The organism is Luteolibacter algae, from assembly GCF_042683045.1.
Classification (GTDB): Bacteria; Verrucomicrobiota; Verrucomicrobiia; order Verrucomicrobiales; family Akkermansiaceae; genus Luteolibacter; species Luteolibacter algae.
On record NZ_JBHUIT010000032.1, the window covers coordinates 1 to 18816 of the forward strand.

The window sequence follows — 18816 nt, forward strand, 5'->3', positions numbered from 1 at the left end:
GTGGTTTTACCACAAGAACTCTAAAAAGGAGCTGTCCGATTTTCTGGGGTCAGGCCAGTCTGCCTCTGGTAATTCACAACATTGGTGGAGGCACCCGCGAAGAAGACCGGTTGGGCGATTTTCCTCTCACCGGGCATTTTCGCTGGACAGAGTGAGCAGAAAGTCCCGGTAGCCCCTGAGAAATGCTGAATTACAATCGGAGCTTGTAATTTTCACAAAACCTGTGCAATGGTGCGCGTCCCCGCAAGGTTTTGCGGAATTCTTGTATGGACACACCTCCCTTTTCTGAGCTCGGGCTGCCTGATGATTTGTTGGCTGCTATTGAAATTCTAGGCTATGAGCGGCCTTCTCCTATCCAGGCGATGAGTATTCCTCCGGCACTTGCCGGTAAGGATATCCTTGGACTTTCGGCAACCGGATCCGGCAAAACAGCTGCATTCGCACTGCCTGCACTTAGCATGATTGATGTCAATGAGCGCTATCCGCAGGTTCTTATTCTGTGCCCGACCCGTGAGCTGGCCGTCCAGGTCTGTGAAGAAGTTCATAAGCTTGGCGCCAAGAAAAAAGGGCTTCAAGCGACGCCGGTTTACGGAGGCGCACCGATGGACCGCCAGCTTCGTGCTCTGCGTGACGGTGCCCAGCTCGTAGTGGGCACTCCTGGCCGCCTTCTGGATCACCTGAAGCGCGGTTCCTTTGATGCCAGCCGTATCAAAATGGCTGTTCTCGATGAAGCCGACCGCATGCTCGATATGGGCTTCAAAGAGGAAATGGACGAAATTCTCGCGGCTCTTCCGGAACAACGGCAGATCCTGTTCTTTTCCGCGACGATGAATGCTGGAGTTTCCCGCTTTATCAAGAAGTTTGGCAATAACCCTGAGATCGTCGAGATCGAGCAGAAGGCGATGACCGTGTCCACAGTGGAACAGTCATACTACGAGGTTCGTCAACGCTCCAAGGTCGAGGTTCTTTCCCGTATCCTGGACATGAACCCGCCACGCCTGGGCATTATTTTCTGTAATACGAAGCGCTCCGTGGATGAATGCACGGAAGATCTTGTGAATCGCGGTTATGCCGCGGATCGCCTCCATGGCGATATCACCCAGCAAATGCGTGAGCGCGTTTTGAAGCGTTTCCGCGATGGTGCGGTGGAGCTTCTGGTCGCCACCGATGTTGCCGCCCGCGGACTTGATATCGATGAAATTGATATCGTATTCAATTACGATCTTCCTACCGACCCGGAGGATTATGTTCACCGCATTGGCCGGACAGGACGCGCCGGCCGCTCGGGACGGGCGGTGAGCTTTGTCTTTGGTCGTGAAATCTACCGCCTCCAAGGCGTAGAGCGATACACCCGCCAAGTCATCAAACGTGAGAAAATCCCCTCCGTCGAGCAAGTCGAAGGACGGCGTGCGGATCTGATTTTCGAAAGCCTCAAAGAGCGCCTTGAGACCGGTGGGTTCGATACCTATCAGGAAAATATCGACCGTCTGCTTGAGCAAGGCCATACGCCGACGGATATCGCCGGAGCATTGATAACCATGCTCAGAGAATCCAGTGGCCGTGAAGGCGCAGCGATTCAAGAAGACCGCGAGCCGGATGGTCCTAGAGGCCGTGATAATAATCGTGGCGATCGTAACAACCGCGATGGTCGCGAGCGCCCGGAACGTCGTGAACGCCGGGACAATACCGAGCGTTACGAACGCGGCGGCAATCGTGATGCAGGCGCGATTGAGGGAGGCATGTCCCGTCTATTCATCTCGCTGGGCAAAGGAGCCGGTATTATGCCGAAAGATATTGTCGGGATGATGTATCGGGAAGCGGGCCTTCCGGATGGTTCACTCGGCAGGATCACGCTGTTCCCGAAACATTGCCTTGTCGATGTCCCGGAAGGACTTGCGGATCAGGCAATTCAAAAAACCCGGAACTCCAAACTCCGGGGTAAGGCCTTCCGCATCGATCACGATCGCGGACCAAACCAATAGGTCGCTTTCCAGAGAGGCTTCCGGTCAGGAATATCGTCGAATGATGTGAAGCTCTCATGGAGGACCGCGAAAAAGATGGCATCGGTGGTAATCCACGCAAATATGTGTGGTTTACCACGCTTTATAATGCCCGTGCTTACTACCCGATCCTAGCTGTCCTATTTTTGGATCTCGGCCTTACGCTCGATCAGTTCGTGATGCTGAATCTCGTCTGGGCGGCTACGATTTTCATTTTTGAGGTTCCTTCCGGCGCTCTTGCCGATACCTTGGGAAGGAAGACCCTTCTCGTCGCCGCCTCGGTTCTGATGGTGGTGGAGATGTCTTGTTTGCTCTTCGCGCCGAAGGATGGCGGCTGGCTATTGTTTTCTCTATGTGTTGCGAACCGCTTGCTCTCCGGTCTCTCCGAAGCGGCAGCGAGTGGTGCCGATGAGGCGCTAGCTTATGACTCAATGCCGGAGGAGAATCGCGAGGAAGCCTGGGATGAACTTCTGGCCACTGCCATGCGATTCCGCTCCGTGGGCTTTGTGATCGCCATGGTGATCGGCGGACTGCTCTACGACCCAGCGATCATCAATAAAACACTTCCTGATAATTTGGAAATAAGTGCGGAGTTAGCTCATAGACTGCCAGTTGCACTGGTATTGATGCAGGCCATCGCCTGTGTGTCAATTACCTTGGGCATGATAGAGCCGGTGCGGAAAATCGGCGGTAATGCTTGGGAGGCATCTCAGCACGCCATGCGCCTGACTCTCAAAACCGCGAGGTGGGTTTTCACAACTCCGCGGACCTTGGCTATCGTGGTGATCGGGCTTTCCATCGATTCCATCGTCCGTAATTTTGCAACGATCAATAGTAGTTATTATCGTATGATCGAGCTGCCGGCCTGGAGTTTTGGATTTATCGGTGCGGCAATTGGTCTCGGTGGCTACATCGTCCCCGGCATTGCCGCGAGGCTGAACAAACGCTTCAGCACTTGGACCAATTTCGCGATCATTGCCGGATTGGCGCTGACAGGATTGATCGGTGTGATGCCGGGAAATTCCTATTGGTGTCTTTTACCGGCCGCCCTGCTGATGATGACCATGGGATTTCTTGCTTACACCATCAGCCGCTCCTTGAACAAGGCAGCGGACTCCTCGAAGCGTGCCACGGTGCTTTCGGTGAAGGGTCTGGCTTTCAATCTGGGTTACGGGCTTTTCAGTCTGGCATTTTCCCGCTCTCTTGCCTCGACCGAAGGTTTAGGTGCCGACAACGCATTGCGACAGGTGCTTTTGTGGCAGATCCCGTATTTTGTAATCGTCGTCGGGCTGCTTTTATGGTGGGGACACAGCAGATTGACATCTGGAACGGCCACGTCCTGAAATCACCGGCAGTTGTGATGATTGCAGGAAAGTGGTTTTTAGATCCCTGTTTTCCCGGAAAATGCAGTCAATTCAGAGGCTGCTGAATGCAGTCAAGCGTGCCACGGTTCTGTCTTTTCCTAGAATCGTAAAGATGTCCCCAAGATCCGGTCCGTTGCCGCGTCCCGAGATCGCGACACGGATCGGGAACATGAGCTGGCCAGCCTTGGCACCATTCCGGGCTGCGATATCGGCAATCGCTTGTTTTGCCATATCGGCCGACCACTCGGTCAATTCGGAAAGGCGGTCCGCCAGTGCGGGAAGATGGGCGGAATTCACATTGCCCTTCGCTTTGGCTATAGCGTCCGGATCGTATTTGATCTCATCCGTAATCAGGAAATCAATTGCCGCCGGCACTTCGGCAAGCAAGCGGACCTTCTCTTTAACGGCGGAAGCTATGGCCGGGTAACTCTCGGTGATTGGTAGACCTGCTGCCTCGACAAACGGGCGGGCAAGGGCCGTGAATCCAGCGGAGTCCAGCTTGGCAATGTGCTGTTGATTGACCCATGTGCATTTCTCCAAATCGAAACGACCCGGAGCACGATTTACGTTTTCCAGTGAAAAACGATCAATCAGCTCCGTGAGCGTGAAGATTTCTTCGTCTGTCTTCGAAGACCAACCGAGGAGCGCGATGAAATTCACAACGGCTTCGGAAAGGAAACCCTGGCGGGGGTAATCGCTGACTGCCGCGCCCGCATCCCGTTTTGACATCTTGGAGCCGTTCGGGTTGAGAATGAGCGGAATATGCGCGTATTTCGGTGGCTCTGTGCCGAGAGCTTCGAAGAGTTGGAGATGCTTCGGCGTATTCATCAGATGATCTTCTCCGCGGATAACGTGGGACATCTTCATCTCCAGATCATCCACCACATTGACAAAATGGAAAACGTAGGAGCCATCGCTGCGGCGGATCACCATGTCAGGCGTATTGGAAGTATCCCGGTAGTCGATGGTGACCTCACCACATACCAGGTCATTCATGGTCACTGGCTTCCGCTCGAAGCGGAAACGGTAGGCATCGCCATCTTTGTAAAGGCGATCAGCAGCAAGAAGTTTCTCGAAATATGCATCGTAGATTTCATTGCGCTGGGACTGGAAGTAGGGACCGTGGTCTCCGCCTTTTTCAGGACCCTCATCCCAATCCAAGCCCAGCCAGGACATCCCGTCGAAAATTGCCTGGCGTGCTTCCTCCGTATTCCGTGCCGCATCCGTATCCTCCACGCGAAGGATGAATTTTCCTTGATGCTTGCGGGCATAGAGCCAGTTGAAAAGAGCGGTGCGGGCGCCACCTACGTGGAGGTAGCCGGTAGGCGATGGGGCGAATCTAGTGCGGACTGTCATACAGGTATTTATGGATATTCTTACAAATTATTTCGAATGTGTTTTCAGGACTGTAGAGTGCGAAGTGCACCTCTTATTAGAGCCTCGGTGGTCGAGGAAGGCTGGGTATCGAGCACTGTGCGGACAGCCTTCCGGGCATCAACTTGCTTGTAGCCCAGAGCAATTAGCGCAAGCTCCGCATCCGCTGCCGGAGCGGAAACCTGCCCCGAAGCCGCATCCTGCCAGGTATCTGTCACTCCGACTTTATCCTTCAGCTCCAGAATAATGCGCTCGGCCGTTTTTTTGCCGATTCCTTTGGTCTTGGAAAGCAGAACAGAATCGCCGGCCACGACTGCGGATTTGAATTGATTGACCGGCATACCGCTGAGAATCGCCAGGGCGATCGCGGGGCCGATGCCGGAAACACGTTCGATGAGTAATAGAAACACATCGCGTTCCTCCTCTGTGGCAAAGCCGTAGAGCGTCTGCGCATTTTCCCGGATATGCAGGTGGGTGCGGAGATCGACAAACGAGCCTTCCGTCGGGTGTAGGGAATCATAGGTGGAAACCGGGATAATCGCCTGATAACCGACTCCGTGGCAGTCCACGATGAGCCGATTCGGGAAGGCTTCGATGATGTTTCCTCTGAGTCTTGCTATCACGCGCTGAGGTTTCGGGTGAAACGGGCGATGATGCAAGAGGGAAGGTGCACTGAATCCACTGGATCGAGAATTTTCTGAGGGCAGGGTAAAACTTTTGCCCCGCCGCGGGGTGAAATATTTGGTGAGTTCGAAGTTTTCAGAAACAAATCCTGTCCCTAGTCTGCGGTGATGTCCGAAAGCGAAGAGGAAATAGTCGTCTGTTATTCATGTGAAGCTCCCATGAACGTCGCCTCTCTGGCTCCTTATTCCAAGGTGATCTGCCCTAATTGCACGAAGGAAAACCGGGTAAAAAGCCAGTTCGGCCCATATCGGGTTATCCGGCGGCACGCGATTGGGGGGATGAGTTCCGTATTCGCGGCAAAGGATGATACGCTGGACCGGGAAGTGGCATTGAAAATTCTCAGTGAGGAGTTTTCAAAGGATGAAAAGCGGATCGCCGCCTTTGAAGAGGAAGCACGGCTGACCGCATCGTTCAGTCATCCGAATGTGGTGCGTGTGCTAACCACGGGAAGAGCTTTCGGACTCTTCTATATTGCGATGGAATTTGTCCAGGGCGGACATTTTGAGCGCCACATTCGCGAGAAGGTGCGTATTTCCGAGCTGGAGCTGCTTCCTCTTGCCATTGAAGTGGCGGAAGGACTGAAAGGAGCTCAATCGGCCGGGCTGATCCACCGGGATATCAAACCCGGAAATATCCTTCTGGACTCCGAAGGTCATGCGAAGATTGTGGATTTCGGTCTGGCACTTGTGACACAGGGCGGCAAAGCCAAAGCCACTGAAATATGGGCCACCCCGTATTACGTGCCTCCGGAGGCGATCGAGGGCGGGGTAGAGGATTTTCGCGCTGATATTTATGCTTTTGGCGCAACACTTTACCATGCACTTGCTGGCCAGCCGCCTTGCGATGAAGAATCAATGGCGACCGATCTCCTCCGAGCGGCAAAGCAAAAAATCGTTCCACTCAAAAAGGTGGCTCCGGATCTCTCCGATGAAACCTGCGCGGTGGTTGATCGCGCGATGGCATACCATCCGGATGAACGCTACGGCAGCTACGATGAGATGATTTCCGACTTGAAGGTTGCTCTGAAAACCGCTCAAGGCGAGCTTGCCACCGATGAGCACGGACTGACCAAATCCGAGCAGCGCGCGAGGACCCGGCTTCGCAAGCGCCGATACTTGATTTTCGGAGGAATCGGAGCTCTTCTAGCTGGAATAGGTTTCACCGCGCTGATGGTGGATCGATCCAAAGAACCGGTAAAAAAGGAGGTAAGGGTCTTATCTGCAGATGAAAGTGTAGACGAAGGAGCAGGAAGTCCCGAGCAAATTGCCAATCGGTATAAAATGGCTCGTTGGTCCATGGAAGCAGGGCATTTTGAGCGAGCGGAGGGAGTATTTTCCCACCTTCTCAAACATGAAGAAGTTCAGGAACCTACCCGGACCTGGGCTGCGATGGAGGCAATCGTGGCGGCTTTGCTTGATGGTAGAATGCGCGATGCGAAGAGGCATGCCGCTGTTGCCCAGGAGCATCTGGAAAGCGGGCCCGCAGGTTTGGACGCGGGATTCAGTATCGGGGTTATGCCGGTTTTACGAAGGATGGATCAGTGGGAATTTGTCCAAGCCGATAAGCTCGACCTCGGCGATACCGGCACGGAAAGGTATATGGGATGTTTGATCGCTGGATTGAAAAACTGGGAGCAGGGCGGGCTGGACCAGGCGAAGCCGTTCTTCGAGCTCATCTCCGAGGACGATAGCTTGGGAAGCGATCCCGTGCTGGCCTGGTATCAGCTGACCGCAAGGAAGTATCTGAACGATTACCAGCTACTGAAATCCGGAGCGATGGATTCCCAGCCTGTCACTGAGAAAGAATGTAAGGAAGCGATCGCCGAGCTGGAGCGGATTGGGAAATTGCTGAAAACGCGGGGGCGGGCGATCTTCAATGTGGCTTCCCGGCAGTCGGATTTCAATCAGCTGGCAAAATCTTTCTCGAAAATCCGCAAAGAGCGTCCTCAGCCAACGCTTTCCCCACCGGATAAACCCAACGTTATGGATCGGCTCTCAGAGCTGGCCGCAAGCTACCGCTTTGTCGATCTGGTGGACTTGGTCTCGGGTCTGGATACGGATCCGCCTGAATCCACGCGCGAGGCCTTATTGGCCATCTCGCAATCCGCATTGGTATTTTTATCAGAAATGGAAGCTGATCTCGCAAAGCGGGCTGCGGTGGTGGATTTCTCCCTGAAGAGCGGCAAAACCATCCAGTTGATCGCGGTTTCCGGCGAGGGAAAATTACTCGGTAAGCTCGTTGATGGAACTGTCCGTGATCTGTCATGGTCCGATTTCACCGCGGATCAATTGATCGAGTTACACCGGATTCTAGTGAAAAACCCTGTTAGTGAAATGGAACGGCTGCGGAGACACGAATCCGCGATCGCCTTCGATTGGCTGGCCGGAGATCGTCAGCGCGCGATATCCGCAGCAGATAAGCTTTCGGCGGAAAGTGCCGGATTCAGGCAGCGCTGGGACGGGTTGATTGCAGGGCTGCCCCAGTAGCCTCTCAATTTGAGAAACGTCTCACGACACTCTCCGGAACCTGATTGCTGGCGACCCATTGGCGCACCGCCGCGGGATCTTTCTTCGCCCATCCTCCCAGCATCCGATGGTAGAGCTTCAGTTGCTGTTGTGGATTGGAAACACCGCGGATCCATGCGGCGGATTGCTCGGGCGCTCGCTCGTCGCAGCTCCACACAAAAGATTCGACCACGCGATCGTATCCCGGTGTTCCGGCCAGCGATGATACCCACTTTGCTGTTCCGGCAATATCATTCTGGGACATCGCCGGGATCGTTGCCGCGGCGGCGGCCGCTTGTGCCTCTGGCTCCAGTGAGGTAACAAAACTCGCCGCCTTGTCCACATCCAGGCGCGCTAGGCGTCTTGCCACCTCGCCGGATGCTCTTGACTGCAGATCTCCTTTCTCCAGCGATGCCACCCAATCCGCGGCAGCCTGGGGATCCTGACGGGAAAGGTTCTGTGAAATAATCATGACAAAACTTCCCTTCAGTTGCTCGTCGGCGATAGAATCCGTAAATGCAAAAGCCACATCCTCGCCCTTCATCAAGAGAGCTTTTGCCATGGCATCAATCGCCCGGCCGCGCTCACGGCTCAGCGGCATTTCCTGTGTCAGGCGGGAAGCGGTCTCGATGTCTGTGGCGGCAATTCCTTTGATCACTGCGGCCATGTAGGGGTTCGCACCCTCACCATCATGAGCTTGGATGGCCCAGTTCTCAGCCGCTTTGGGATCGGCCCCGGCCCACGTTTCCAGGACTTCACCGCGGTTCCGACGCATATCGGGATTCTCCTCAATGTAGGAAAGTGCTGTGAGGGGATCGGTTTTTGCCCATGCCCGGAAGAGCAGCTCCAATTCATCGCCGGTATTGCCGTAATGATTCAGCTCACGGTATTGATCCGCAACCGCCGCGAACTGATCCGGGGCGAGATCATCGAGAAAATCCATCAAGGCACGCTGCCTCTCGTAGGCATCGCCGATTTCGGTGATTTTCACCAAAGCCTCTTTTGGAGCAAGACGCGTCCGCGCGGGGCGATCGGAAGGTTCGCGTGATGTTCTGGGACCAGCTTTGGAATCTTGAGCCTGGCTGTGTGAGAATGCGACCGAAGCTGGATCGGTTGCAGCCAGAAGCGCATCCGCCTCCTGTTTCTTCGCTTGGCGGGTGGAAATGATGGCTATCGACGCCCCGAGGGCAAAGATAAGAAAATGGCTGGAGATGAGGGTGGATTTTTTCATAACAGCACACGGGGCGTTAACCGTATTCCTACGCGGAATGCGGGAGAAGTATTTCATGTTTTGTGTCGGGCCTTGATGTTTTTCGAACGCGAGGGGATTCTGCCAGCATATGCAGTATCGGACCAAGCCGGAGGAAATCGAAGGAATGCCCTCGGGGATACCCCACATTATCGGCAACGAGGCAGCTGAACGTTTTTCCTTTTACGGGATGAAAGCCATCCTCGCGGTGTTTCTTTCCCGTTATCTTTTCCTGATGGATGGCGGCGATGGCACGCCGATGGATGAAGCCCGTTCGGCGGAGCTCGTTCACTTGTTCAATGGCGTCTTTTATCTAACCCCTATCATCGGCGCTGTTCTTGCTGACGTATTTTTCGGAAAATATAAGGTAATCATCTGGTTATCAATTGTCTACTGCGCTGGTCATGCTGCTCTCGCCATGATGGGGATGTTCGGGAATTCTGAGTATTGGCTGATGGCTGGGATGGGGTTGATCGCTCTCGGAGCAGGTGGCATCAAGCCATGTGTTTCCGCGCACGTCGGCGATCAATTCGGTGCAAGGAATGCCCGGTTGATTCCGCGGATTTTCAACTGGTTTTATTTTTCGATCAATCTCGGTGCGTTCGTGTCGATGCTGCTCACTCCCTGGCTATTGGAGTGGTATGGGCCGCACTGGGCCTTTGGCGTGCCGGGGATTCTGATGGCAATCGCCACATTCATGTTCTGGCTCGGGAGGAAAGAATTCGCCCATGTGCCCGCAGGCGGGATGGCTTTCTTGAAAGAGGCCTTTGGCAGGGATGGGCTGATTGCGATCTTCAAACTCACGCCGGTTTACCTCTTTGTCGCTGTTTTCTGGGCGCTTTTCGATCAAACCGGCTCTACCTGGATTTTCCAATCCGAAGATATGGATAGGAATTTTCTCGGTTTCGAGTGGTTGCCGTCCCAAATTCAATCGCTCAATTCGATTTTTGTGCTGAGTTTCATTCCGCTTTTTAGCCTGTTTATCTATCCATGGGTGGAAAATATCTGGCCGCTAAGTTCCCTGAGGAAGATGGGCACCGGGTTTATTTTTATGACGGTGGCCTTTGTCTTGGTGAGCCTCATTCAGGTAAACATCGATGGCGGGGGCAAACCGAACATCGGCTGGCAGGTCCTGGCTTTCGCTTTACTGACGATTTCCGAAATCATGGTATCGATCGTGGCCATGGAGTTCGCCTATACCCAGGCACCGAGGAAAATGAAATCGTTCATCATGTGCTTTTACCTCGCGGCGGTGGCGCTCGGGAATTTCCTGGTAGCGGGGGTCAATCATTACATCCGTATTCCCAGCGCAGCCGAAGAGCAGCTTATAGAAGCTATCGGGCTTTTACCGGAAGACTGGCAGGAAGATCCGCGCACGGCGGTGCTACCCGGATACGACGGGATCTCGGGCACGGAGGATGACTTTATCCGGAGGCTGAACGCCGGTGCGAAACTCCCGCTGGAAGTCCCGGGGCAGGAGATCCTCGAAAGCGCCGCCAGCGCCATCACCACCTCAGCAGCCACACGAGGGAATATCCTTCCGAGTGCTTCTGAAGGCGATAAAATCGTTTCTGCTTTCAAGGATCATTGGGGCAGGCCCTTGCGTTATCTTGTTTTGAATTCCACCACCAGTCGCATCTGGAGTGCCGGGGCGGATGGAGAATGGAATACCAAATGGGATGTTGGCATCATCATCGAGAAAAACGCCTCGGAATCAGAAGCGGAGCCGTCTTGGTTCGATCAATTCCACCCTGCGGAACCGTGGCTTGCCAAACGCAGGAAAGAACTGGGGCTGGATCAAGACAGTTCGGAGGAAACCGTGGAAAGCTTCGCGCTTGAAACCTTTTCCGGAGGTCAGGTCCGTCTGCAGGGAGCGAGCTATTTCTGGTTCTTCAGCGGTCTGATGGGGATCACAGCGTTTCTTTTCATCCCGTTCGCGATCCTTTACCGCCCGAAAAGCTACCTGCAGGAATAGCCATCAATTGGCATCCGGATTTGGAGCGAAGATCTCGCCTTCGCTTTGGCCGATGATGACTGCCGCGCAGGAATCGCTAAACACATTGACTGCGGTCCGGCTCATATCCAGCAAGCGATCGACCGATAGTAGAGCGACGACGGCTGTTTCCGCATTCTCGATACCGGAGTTTTTCAGGATGAGCAGAATCGCAACCAGGCTGGCGGAAGGGATGCCCGCTACGCCGATGCTGGTGAGAAGTGCCGCAATGATGATGAAGAACTGGGAACCAAGTCCGAGCTGGATTCCCATCACCTGGGCTACAAAAATCACTGCAACACACTCATAGAGAGCGGTTCCATCCATATTGACGGTTGCACCCAGGGGTAGGGTGAAGCTGGTCACGCGCTTGGAAACTCCGGAGCCTTCATGGACGGCGCGCATGCTCACCGGTAAGGTCGCGGAGGAAGATGCCGTCGAAAATGCCAGCAAAAGGGCGGGCCGCATCGCCCGAAAATGGGCAAGGGGACTCACTTTTCCAAGGAACTTCAGCGCCAACGGCATGACTACGAATAGATGCAGCCCCAAGGCAAACAGCACGGTGAAGAAATACTTCCCAAGCTGTGCGAAAAGCCCGGCTCCGGTCTCGTAGACGACGGGTAGAATCAGTGCGTAGACGCCGATCGGTGCCGTTGCCATGATCCATTTCGTCACGACGATCATCGCTTCATTTGCGGCAGCGAAAAACTCCCGGATGGTATGTCCCGTGTCCCCGGGAAGCTGGGTGACGGCAATGGAAAAGAGAATACTGAAAACGATGACACCCAGCATCTGACCATTGTCGCCAGCGGCCGAAACGATGTTTTCCGGTAACATCGCTTTGAAAACTCCAAGGAAATCCTTGCCCTCGCGCTTGCCCGCTTCCTCCACTTTGTCTTTGGCCGCGAGATCGGCGGAAGCCTCTTCTTCTACGAAAGCAGCCCGGATGGTTTCATTTGGCTGACCGTCCACGAGCCCCGGTTGCACGATATTGACCACCATCAACCCAACGGTCACTGCCACCACACTGGAGCAAAAATAGAAGGCGATGGTTTTCAATCCCAGTCGGCCAAATCCCTCGACACCTTTCATCCCGGTAATTCCGGAAACCACAGCCGTCACAATCAGGGGCACGATGATCATTTTCAATCCCCGCATGAACAGCTCGCCGATGAATCGGCACGTCTCCAACACACCGCCAGTGAATTTTCCGGCAATGGATTCGTCACCGGCACTCCCGATCAGGCCCCGGAGGACGAGCGCGGTAATTGCCGCCAAAACCAATGCGAGCAAAATCTGCCAGTGCGTTGCGAGTCGTTTCATCCAGCCAAATAATCCGATTCCTCATGAAATGAAAAGACACTTGCGAAATTTGCTGGATTATCACGATTACCAACCTTCCATAAATAAAATTTTACATAGCTTATATTCAGTCGATTGCGTATCGATCTAGGGAAGATAAGTTAAATTTCCGGAGCGGACGTAAGATTTTTTCAAATTTTCAAAGGCGACACCGGAAACGGATTCTGTCTAATTTTTTTGAAGCCCCTAGAGCCAATCGGCCCGTTTTTCTAAATCCCTTGAAACACTGTGATCGTAGGGAAACGGAGAATCGGAGAAATCTGTGAAGCTACTACATGTGGTATTGTGAATAATTTGTGGATACCACATCTCCTAAAATGGCGTTGACCCGGCACTCGGTTTGCTATCAGTCTTCTCAACGCTTCGCCAGAAGCCAGCGCCGCATTTGAAGAAAAAATTTTCACCACCTACTGATTCCACCATGTCCACTACCACCGTTACCCTTGGCGATCGCACCTTCGTCCTCGACAAGAAGAAAGCAGAACTCGCTTTTAACTCCAAGCGGGTCATCAACGGCAAGGATACGATGTTCTTCAACATTCTCCCGCTGAAATACCAGTGGGCTTATGATCTCTATAAGACGATGAAGAACAATCACTGGGAGCCGGAGGACATCTCGATGCAAAAGGATGTCGAGCAATGGCGCTCAAATGAGATTTCCGACGTGGAGCGTTGGATCATCAAGATGGGGATCGGCTATTTCTCCGCTGCGGAAGGCATCGTCGGCGACAATGTGCTTCACGTGGTTCGCGAGGTTGTGACGGCACCTGAGCTAAAGCTTGTTCTCGGCCGTCACGCGCATGAGGAAAATATCCATGCGGACAGCTTGGTCTACATGATTTCCTCCCTCGGCATCAATCCACATGAATGCGAAGCGATGTTCGAGGATGTCCCGACAATCACCGCGAAAAATAACTTCGTCACCTCGAACAGCAGGGCGCTGCGCCGCGATATCGATCTCACGGTTACCGAAAACAAACAGGCGCTTGCTAAAAATATCTTCATGTTCGGCCAAATCATGGAGGGCACTCAATTCTACGGGCTCTTCGGGATGATTCTTTCCCTCTACCGGCAGAATAAGTTCCCGGGCATCGGCCAGATGTTCCGCTACACCTTACGCGATGAATCCAACCATATCGAGGTCTTCCGCAACCTCCTCATGGATCTCGTCGACGAAAATCCTGATATCTGGACTGAGGAATTCCGCGCCGATCTCCGCGAGACCATGGCCGAAGGCATCCGCTTGGAAAAAGCTTTCATTCGCGATTGCCTTCCGGTTTCCGGACTGGGGCTCAACTCCGATGATTTCGAGACCTATATTGATTACATCGCTGATCGCCGCCTGGTATCCTGCGGGCTCAATCCGCTCAACGAGTCCGTTTCCAACCCGTTTCCGTGGCTGGCCGAGATGATGGACATCAAGAAGGAGCAAAACTTCTTCGAAGGCCGCGTCACCGAGTATCAAAAAGCCGCGGCACTCACCGCCGTTGATGATGATGAACTCTAGGACGTAAAACCTTCCTTGCCGGGGAATCAGTGCCGGGTGACCTGTGGAAAAAACGAAGCCGACCTAACTGAAATGGAAAAAGTGAATACATTTGAAAATCCGGAGGTATCGGGACGGGGACCCAATCCAGCTTTTGATGGAAAGCACGACCAACCGCAATGCACCCGTCCGCGTCCCATTGCTCGGCCATTGCCCGTTTCCCGGGAGATTTCAGGAACCTCGAAACATCTCAAATCTTTTCCAGATCTTATCCACTTCCGGCACTATTGAATCATCCATTTTCCGATAGATTCCAAACACTCTCTTCCCACTGATCCTCCGGCACCAGCCGTTTCACCTTCCGCTCAAAATACCATGTATCGCTCTCTCAATCTCACCGAAGACAATATCCTCAAGCAGGTCATTTCCGATCGCTTTGCTCTTGCTACCGCGGAACGCCAGTATGATTGGCGCCAGTCGCTTCCCGAAGAAAAGCGCAAGCCGATGCCCGACATCATCGTCACTCGCGGAGACAAGGAGTCCCAGTTTTCCCTTGAGGATGTTGCGGATGCGATCGGTGACTCCCTGACGGATCTTTTGGTCGCGCGGTCGGAGGACGAGACATCGATTTTCTCTGATGTGAACCGGAATTTCGTTTCGCAGGTGGCACATGCGGTTGCCGTCTCACTCACGGAGACCCTGGAAACTGGCAGCCGGCTGCGTCTCACCGAGGCGGATCTCTACCTACTGATTGAAAAGGCCTTGTTGGAGAATGAGGCCTACGATGTGGCAAAGTCCCTGGCTTTTCGTCGCTCCTTGGAAAAAACGGGTCATGTCGATCTCGGCTCCGCGCCGCACGCGCTACCGGTTCGCCTCATCCGCCGCAACGGCAATGTCGTGCCGTGGTCCGAGACGAAGATCGAGATCGCTGTCCGCAAGGCTTTCCTCACCATCAAGGAAAACCCGGAGCCCGCGATCGATATCGCCAAGGCGGTCACAGAACGCATCCGGCGTGGTGATCAATCCTTCGTCCATATTGAGGACGTGCAGGATCTCGTCCAGGAAGAGCTGATGGCACAACGCCATTTCAAAGCAGCCGCACATTACATTCTCTACCGCGCCCAGCGGAATCTTCTTCGCGAAGAAGAGGAAAACGAAGCTGCCGAGGACCTCAACCAGGACTCGATGATCGTCGTCACCAATGAGGACGGCACTTCCTCCTTCTGGGATGGCATCGAGCTGAAAAAGCGCATCGCCTACGCTTCCATCGGTCTCGAGCTGGATCTTCCGGAAGCCGAGATCGAGCGTGAGCTCCGCCGTTCCATAGGCTCCGAGATTTCCGCGAAAGATCTTAAAGCAACGATCATTCTCAACTCCAAAACACTCATCGAGAAAGATGCGGATTTCGCGAAGTTTGCCGCCCGTATCCTGCTTTCCTACATCTACGAGGAAGTGCTGGACTGGAATATCTACACCGATGGTGTGGAAAAACTCAAAGACGCCCACAAGGCTGGCTTCAAATCCTACCTGAAATATGGCGTGGCGATCAAACGCCTCAACCCGGAGCTGATCGAGAAATACGATATCGATAAACTCGCGGAAGCTTTCGATCCCACCGCCGACCTCGATTTCGACTACCTCGGCATCCAGACACTCTACGATCGCTATCTCATCGTCGATAAAACCGGCAACAAACACCAGCGCCTGGAGACCCCGCAGTTCTTCTGGATGCGTGTCGCCATGGGCCTTTTCAAAAGGGAGAAAACCAATGCCGAGGACTGGGTCATCCGTCTTTACAATCTCTACAAAGGCCGCCGCTTCTGCTCCTCCACACCCACACTTTTCAATTCCGGCACACTCCATTCCCAGCTTTCTTCCTGCTACCTCTACAAGGTCGATGACTCCATCGAGTCCATCATGCAGCGTGGCATCGCGGAAAATGCTTACCTCTCCAAGTGGGCGGGCGGTCTCGGTGGCTCCTGGACAGCTGTCCGCGGCACCGGCGGCTACATCCAGGGCACGAATGGCGAGTCCCAGGGCATCATCCCGTTCCTCAAGCTTCACAACGATCAGCTGCTGGCGGTAAACCAAGGCGGCAAACGCAAAGGCTCCGGCTGTGCCTATCTTGAGACATGGCACAACGACATCGAGGACTTCCTCGAGCTCCGCAAAAACACCGGAGACGATCGCCGCCGCTGCCACGACATGAACACCGCGAACTGGGTGCCGGATCTCTTCATGAAACGCATGGAAGAGCGCAGAACCTGGACGCTTTTCCGCTCGAACGAAGTCCCGGATCTCCACGATCTCTACGGCAAGGCTTTCGAGGAAAAATACGAGCAATACGAGGCGCTCGCCGCCGAGGGCAAAATCTGGTCCCGCACGCTCCCGGCCATCGAGCTATGGAAGTCCATGCTGAAAATGGTTTTCGAGACCGGCCACCCATGGATCACTTTCAAAGACCCGTGCAACGTCCGCTCCCCGCAGGACCATTGCGGCGTCATCCACTCCAGCAACCTCTGCACGGAGATCACGCTCAATACCTCCGAGGAGGAAACCGCGGTCTGCAACCTTGGCTCCGTCGTTCTCGATACCCATATCAATCGTGACGGCGCGCTCGATCACGAGATGCTCAAGGAAACCATCACCGTGGCCATCCGCGCTCTCGACAATGTCATCGATATCAATTTCTACCCGACGGAAGCTGCCAGAACCGCAAACTCCCGCCACCGCCCGATCGGTCTCGGCGTGATGGGCCTGCAAAACGCCCTCTACAAGCGCAACCTCGCCTTCGCGTCGAATGCCGCAGTCGAGTTCAACGACGAGATGATGGAAGCCATCGCTTACTATGCCTACAGCGCATCCAGCGATCTCGCCGCTGAAGTCGGCACCTACTCCAGCTACGAGGGCTCCAAATGGAGCAGGGGACTTCTCCCGCAGGACACCGTGGACCTTCTCGAAGACGAGCGCGGCCGGAAAATCGATGTTCCGCGCGGCGGAAAAATGGATTGGTCCGTTGTCCGCGAGAAAATCGCCGCCCACGGCATGCGGAATTCCAACGTGCTCGCCATCGCGCCGACTGCGACCATCTCGAACATCATGGGCACCACCCCGTGCATCGAGCCGAACTACAAGAACCTCTACGTGAAGTCCAATCTCTCCGGCGATTTCACCATCCTCAATACCGAGCTGGTCCGCGATCTCAAGAAAGCGAATCTCTGGTCACAGGGAATGGTCGATCAGTTGAAATACTTTGATGGCGAGCTCGATAACATCGATGACATTCCGGAGGCGATCAAACAGAAGCACAAAACCGTCTTCGGCATCTCCCACGAATACATTGTCGATGCCGCCGCCCGTCGCCAGAAATGGATCGACCAATCACAATCGGTCAACCTCTTCCTCGCCACTCCGGATCTCAAGACGCTCAGCCACATGTATCGCCGTGCGTGGGACAAAGGTCTCAAAACCACCTACTATCTCCGCACTCTCCAGGCTTCCAACGTCGAGAAATCCACCGTCAACATCCAGAAGGAGCAACGCGGCGTCATGGCCACCCAGACCGCCGCCGCAGCTGCCACCAAAAAGGAATTCACCGAAGCCCAGAAAAACGCCTGCTCCCTCGATGCCATGCTGAATGGCGGAGAGTGCGAGGCTTGCCAGTGAAAACCAATCACCACGCCTGCCTGCCCTTCGTAGCTTCAGTGAAGAAGGGGTCCATCGACGCCATGATAAACGGGGGATAGTGTGATGCTTGTCAGTAGTTTCATAGGGAGAAAATGTTTGTAGTAGGTAGATACGTTGTTGGGAAAATTGAAAATCACTGATCGATTGAATTTCTATGAGGCCAACTGCTTATATTTCTGAAATATCCTTTTCCGGTGGTCAAATATACCAGTTTGATGCGAAAGAAAAGATACTGTTGGTTGGATCGAATAATAGCGGGAAGTCACAGACCTTACGTGAAATCGTCGGATCCTCAAAAGATGGTAAATTTGAGCGAAATCACGTTGTTAAAGGACTAAAAATCGAAAAAACGGGCAAGTCTAGCGATCTAAAAGCGTTTCTCGAGGAAGAGGCAGATCTTGTTGGTGTAACATATCATTATGAAAGCTGGCAAATTCCAGGCTTGCACATTCAGTTTTGGGATGAGCCTCTTCTTTTGCACTCCCTTTCGGATGGGTATATTAAAAATATTGCGGCAGAGTCGAGGCTAACAATATGTAATCAGCAGAATAGTATTTCTCCAGGTGAGCAAATAAAGGTTCCACAGCATTTGCTCTATGATAGTCAGTCTTTGATGACGAAGATAAGTGATCTCTTCAAGAAAGCATTCGGACACGCTATTTTCTTTAATTTTAGGGGAGGTAGCAAATTGCCAATTCATGTAGGTGAAGTCTCTAGCGGATCTGAGGTTGATCGAGTTAGTGATTCCTACGTTGAAGAAGTGCGCAAAAATCCGCTTCTAGATAAGCAGGGTGACGGGATGAAAAGTTATGCAGGTATTCTCTTCGAAGCAGTCGTATCGAATAAGAATATTACATTAATCGACGAACCTGAGGCGTTTCTACATCCACCACAAATGAGGCGGTTGGGTGAAACTTTGGCTCAGGAAGTTGACGGACAATTGTTTGTGGCGACTCATAGCAGTGAAATTATGAGAGGATTTCTAGAGGGGACTAAAGGAAATGTTCGAATCCTAAGAATTAGCCGAATCGGTGAAATTAATTTCGTTACTGAGGCTGGCCTGACCCCAGAAAATCGGACAGCTCCTTTTTAGAGTTCTTGTGGTAAAACCAC

Annotated in this window: 12 protein-coding genes; 8 read left to right on the plus strand and 4 right to left on the minus strand. The window is 53.5% G+C overall.

Annotated features, from left to right (window positions below; translation table 11 throughout):
* Window positions 1-65 precede the first annotated feature (65 nt).
* From ACFSSA_RS14370 to ACFSSA_RS14380, 3 genes are all read left to right on the plus strand, one after another.
* Window positions 66-155 (plus strand): DUF1287 domain-containing protein, encoded by a 90-nt coding sequence (locus ACFSSA_RS14370; protein ID WP_386821281.1) that lies wholly within the window; start codon window positions 66-68, stop codon window positions 153-155.
* A gap of 111 nt (window positions 156-266) precedes the next feature.
* Window positions 267-1982, plus strand: a complete 1716-nt coding sequence (locus tag ACFSSA_RS14375) for a DEAD/DEAH box helicase (protein ID WP_386821263.1) — start codon at window positions 267-269, stop codon at window positions 1980-1982.
* A 56-nt stretch (window positions 1983-2038) separates the two neighbouring features.
* Window positions 2039-3343 carry an MFS transporter gene (locus tag ACFSSA_RS14380; RefSeq protein WP_386821265.1) on the plus strand — a complete coding sequence of 435 codons (1305 nt, stop codon included), beginning with the start codon at window positions 2039-2041 and terminating at the stop codon, window positions 3341-3343.
* Window positions 3344-3415: 72 nt separating this feature from the next.
* Here ACFSSA_RS14380 and gltX read toward each other — a convergent pair whose 3' ends face one another.
* Together gltX and ruvA are read right to left on the minus strand one after the other, a co-directional pair.
* Window positions 3416-4720 carry a glutamate--tRNA ligase gene (gene gltX / locus ACFSSA_RS14385; RefSeq protein ID WP_386821267.1) on the minus strand — a complete coding sequence of 435 codons (1305 nt, stop codon included), beginning with the start codon at window positions 4718-4720 and terminating at the stop codon, window positions 3416-3418.
* A gap of 44 nt (window positions 4721-4764) precedes the next feature.
* Window positions 4765-5361, minus strand: coding sequence for a Holliday junction branch migration protein RuvA (gene ruvA, locus ACFSSA_RS14390; protein ID WP_386821268.1), 597 nt, complete (start codon window positions 5359-5361; stop codon window positions 4765-4767).
* A 339-nt stretch (window positions 5362-5700) separates the two neighbouring features.
* Between ruvA and ACFSSA_RS14395 the strand changes: the two genes are divergently transcribed.
* A complete protein-coding gene (locus ACFSSA_RS14395) occupies window positions 5701-7908 on the plus strand; it encodes a serine/threonine-protein kinase (RefSeq protein WP_386821269.1) in 2208 nt (735 codons plus the stop codon).
* Between the two features lie 4 nt (window positions 7909-7912).
* On the opposite strand, the gene ACFSSA_RS14400 is transcribed toward ACFSSA_RS14395, so the two are convergent.
* On the minus strand, window positions 7913-9157 hold the full coding sequence (locus ACFSSA_RS14400) for a hypothetical protein (RefSeq protein ID WP_386821270.1): 1245 nt from the start codon (window positions 9155-9157) through the stop codon (window positions 7913-7915).
* A 109-nt stretch (window positions 9158-9266) separates the two neighbouring features.
* On the opposite strand from ACFSSA_RS14400, the gene ACFSSA_RS14405 reads away from it, so the two are divergent.
* Complete coding sequence (locus ACFSSA_RS14405; RefSeq protein WP_386821273.1) at window positions 9267-11150, plus strand: POT family MFS transporter; 1884 nt, start codon at window positions 9267-9269, stop codon at window positions 11148-11150.
* Window positions 11151-11153: 3 nt separating this feature from the next.
* On the opposite strand, the gene ACFSSA_RS14410 is transcribed toward ACFSSA_RS14405, so the two are convergent.
* On the minus strand, window positions 11154-12491 hold the full coding sequence (locus ACFSSA_RS14410) for a dicarboxylate/amino acid:cation symporter (RefSeq protein WP_386821275.1): 1338 nt from the start codon (window positions 12489-12491) through the stop codon (window positions 11154-11156).
* Window positions 12492-12951: 460 nt separating this feature from the next.
* On the opposite strand from ACFSSA_RS14410, the gene ACFSSA_RS14415 reads away from it, so the two are divergent.
* The 3 genes from ACFSSA_RS14415 to ACFSSA_RS14425 all read left to right on the plus strand — a co-directional run bounded on the left by ACFSSA_RS14415 (window position 12952) and on the right by ACFSSA_RS14425 (window position 18796).
* Window positions 12952-14037 carry a ribonucleotide-diphosphate reductase subunit beta gene (locus ACFSSA_RS14415; RefSeq protein WP_386821277.1) on the plus strand — a complete coding sequence of 362 codons (1086 nt, stop codon included), beginning with the start codon at window positions 12952-12954 and terminating at the stop codon, window positions 14035-14037.
* Window positions 14038-14391: 354 nt separating this feature from the next.
* Window positions 14392-17682: a ribonucleoside-diphosphate reductase subunit alpha gene (locus ACFSSA_RS14420; protein WP_386821278.1), complete on the plus strand. Its 3291-nt coding sequence runs from the start codon at window positions 14392-14394 to the stop codon at window positions 17680-17682.
* 175 nt (window positions 17683-17857) lie between these two features.
* Window positions 17858-18796 carry an AAA family ATPase gene (locus ACFSSA_RS14425; RefSeq protein ID WP_386821280.1) on the plus strand — a complete coding sequence of 313 codons (939 nt, stop codon included), beginning with the start codon at window positions 17858-17860 and terminating at the stop codon, window positions 18794-18796.
* The last annotated feature ends 20 nt before the right edge of the window (window positions 18797-18816 follow it).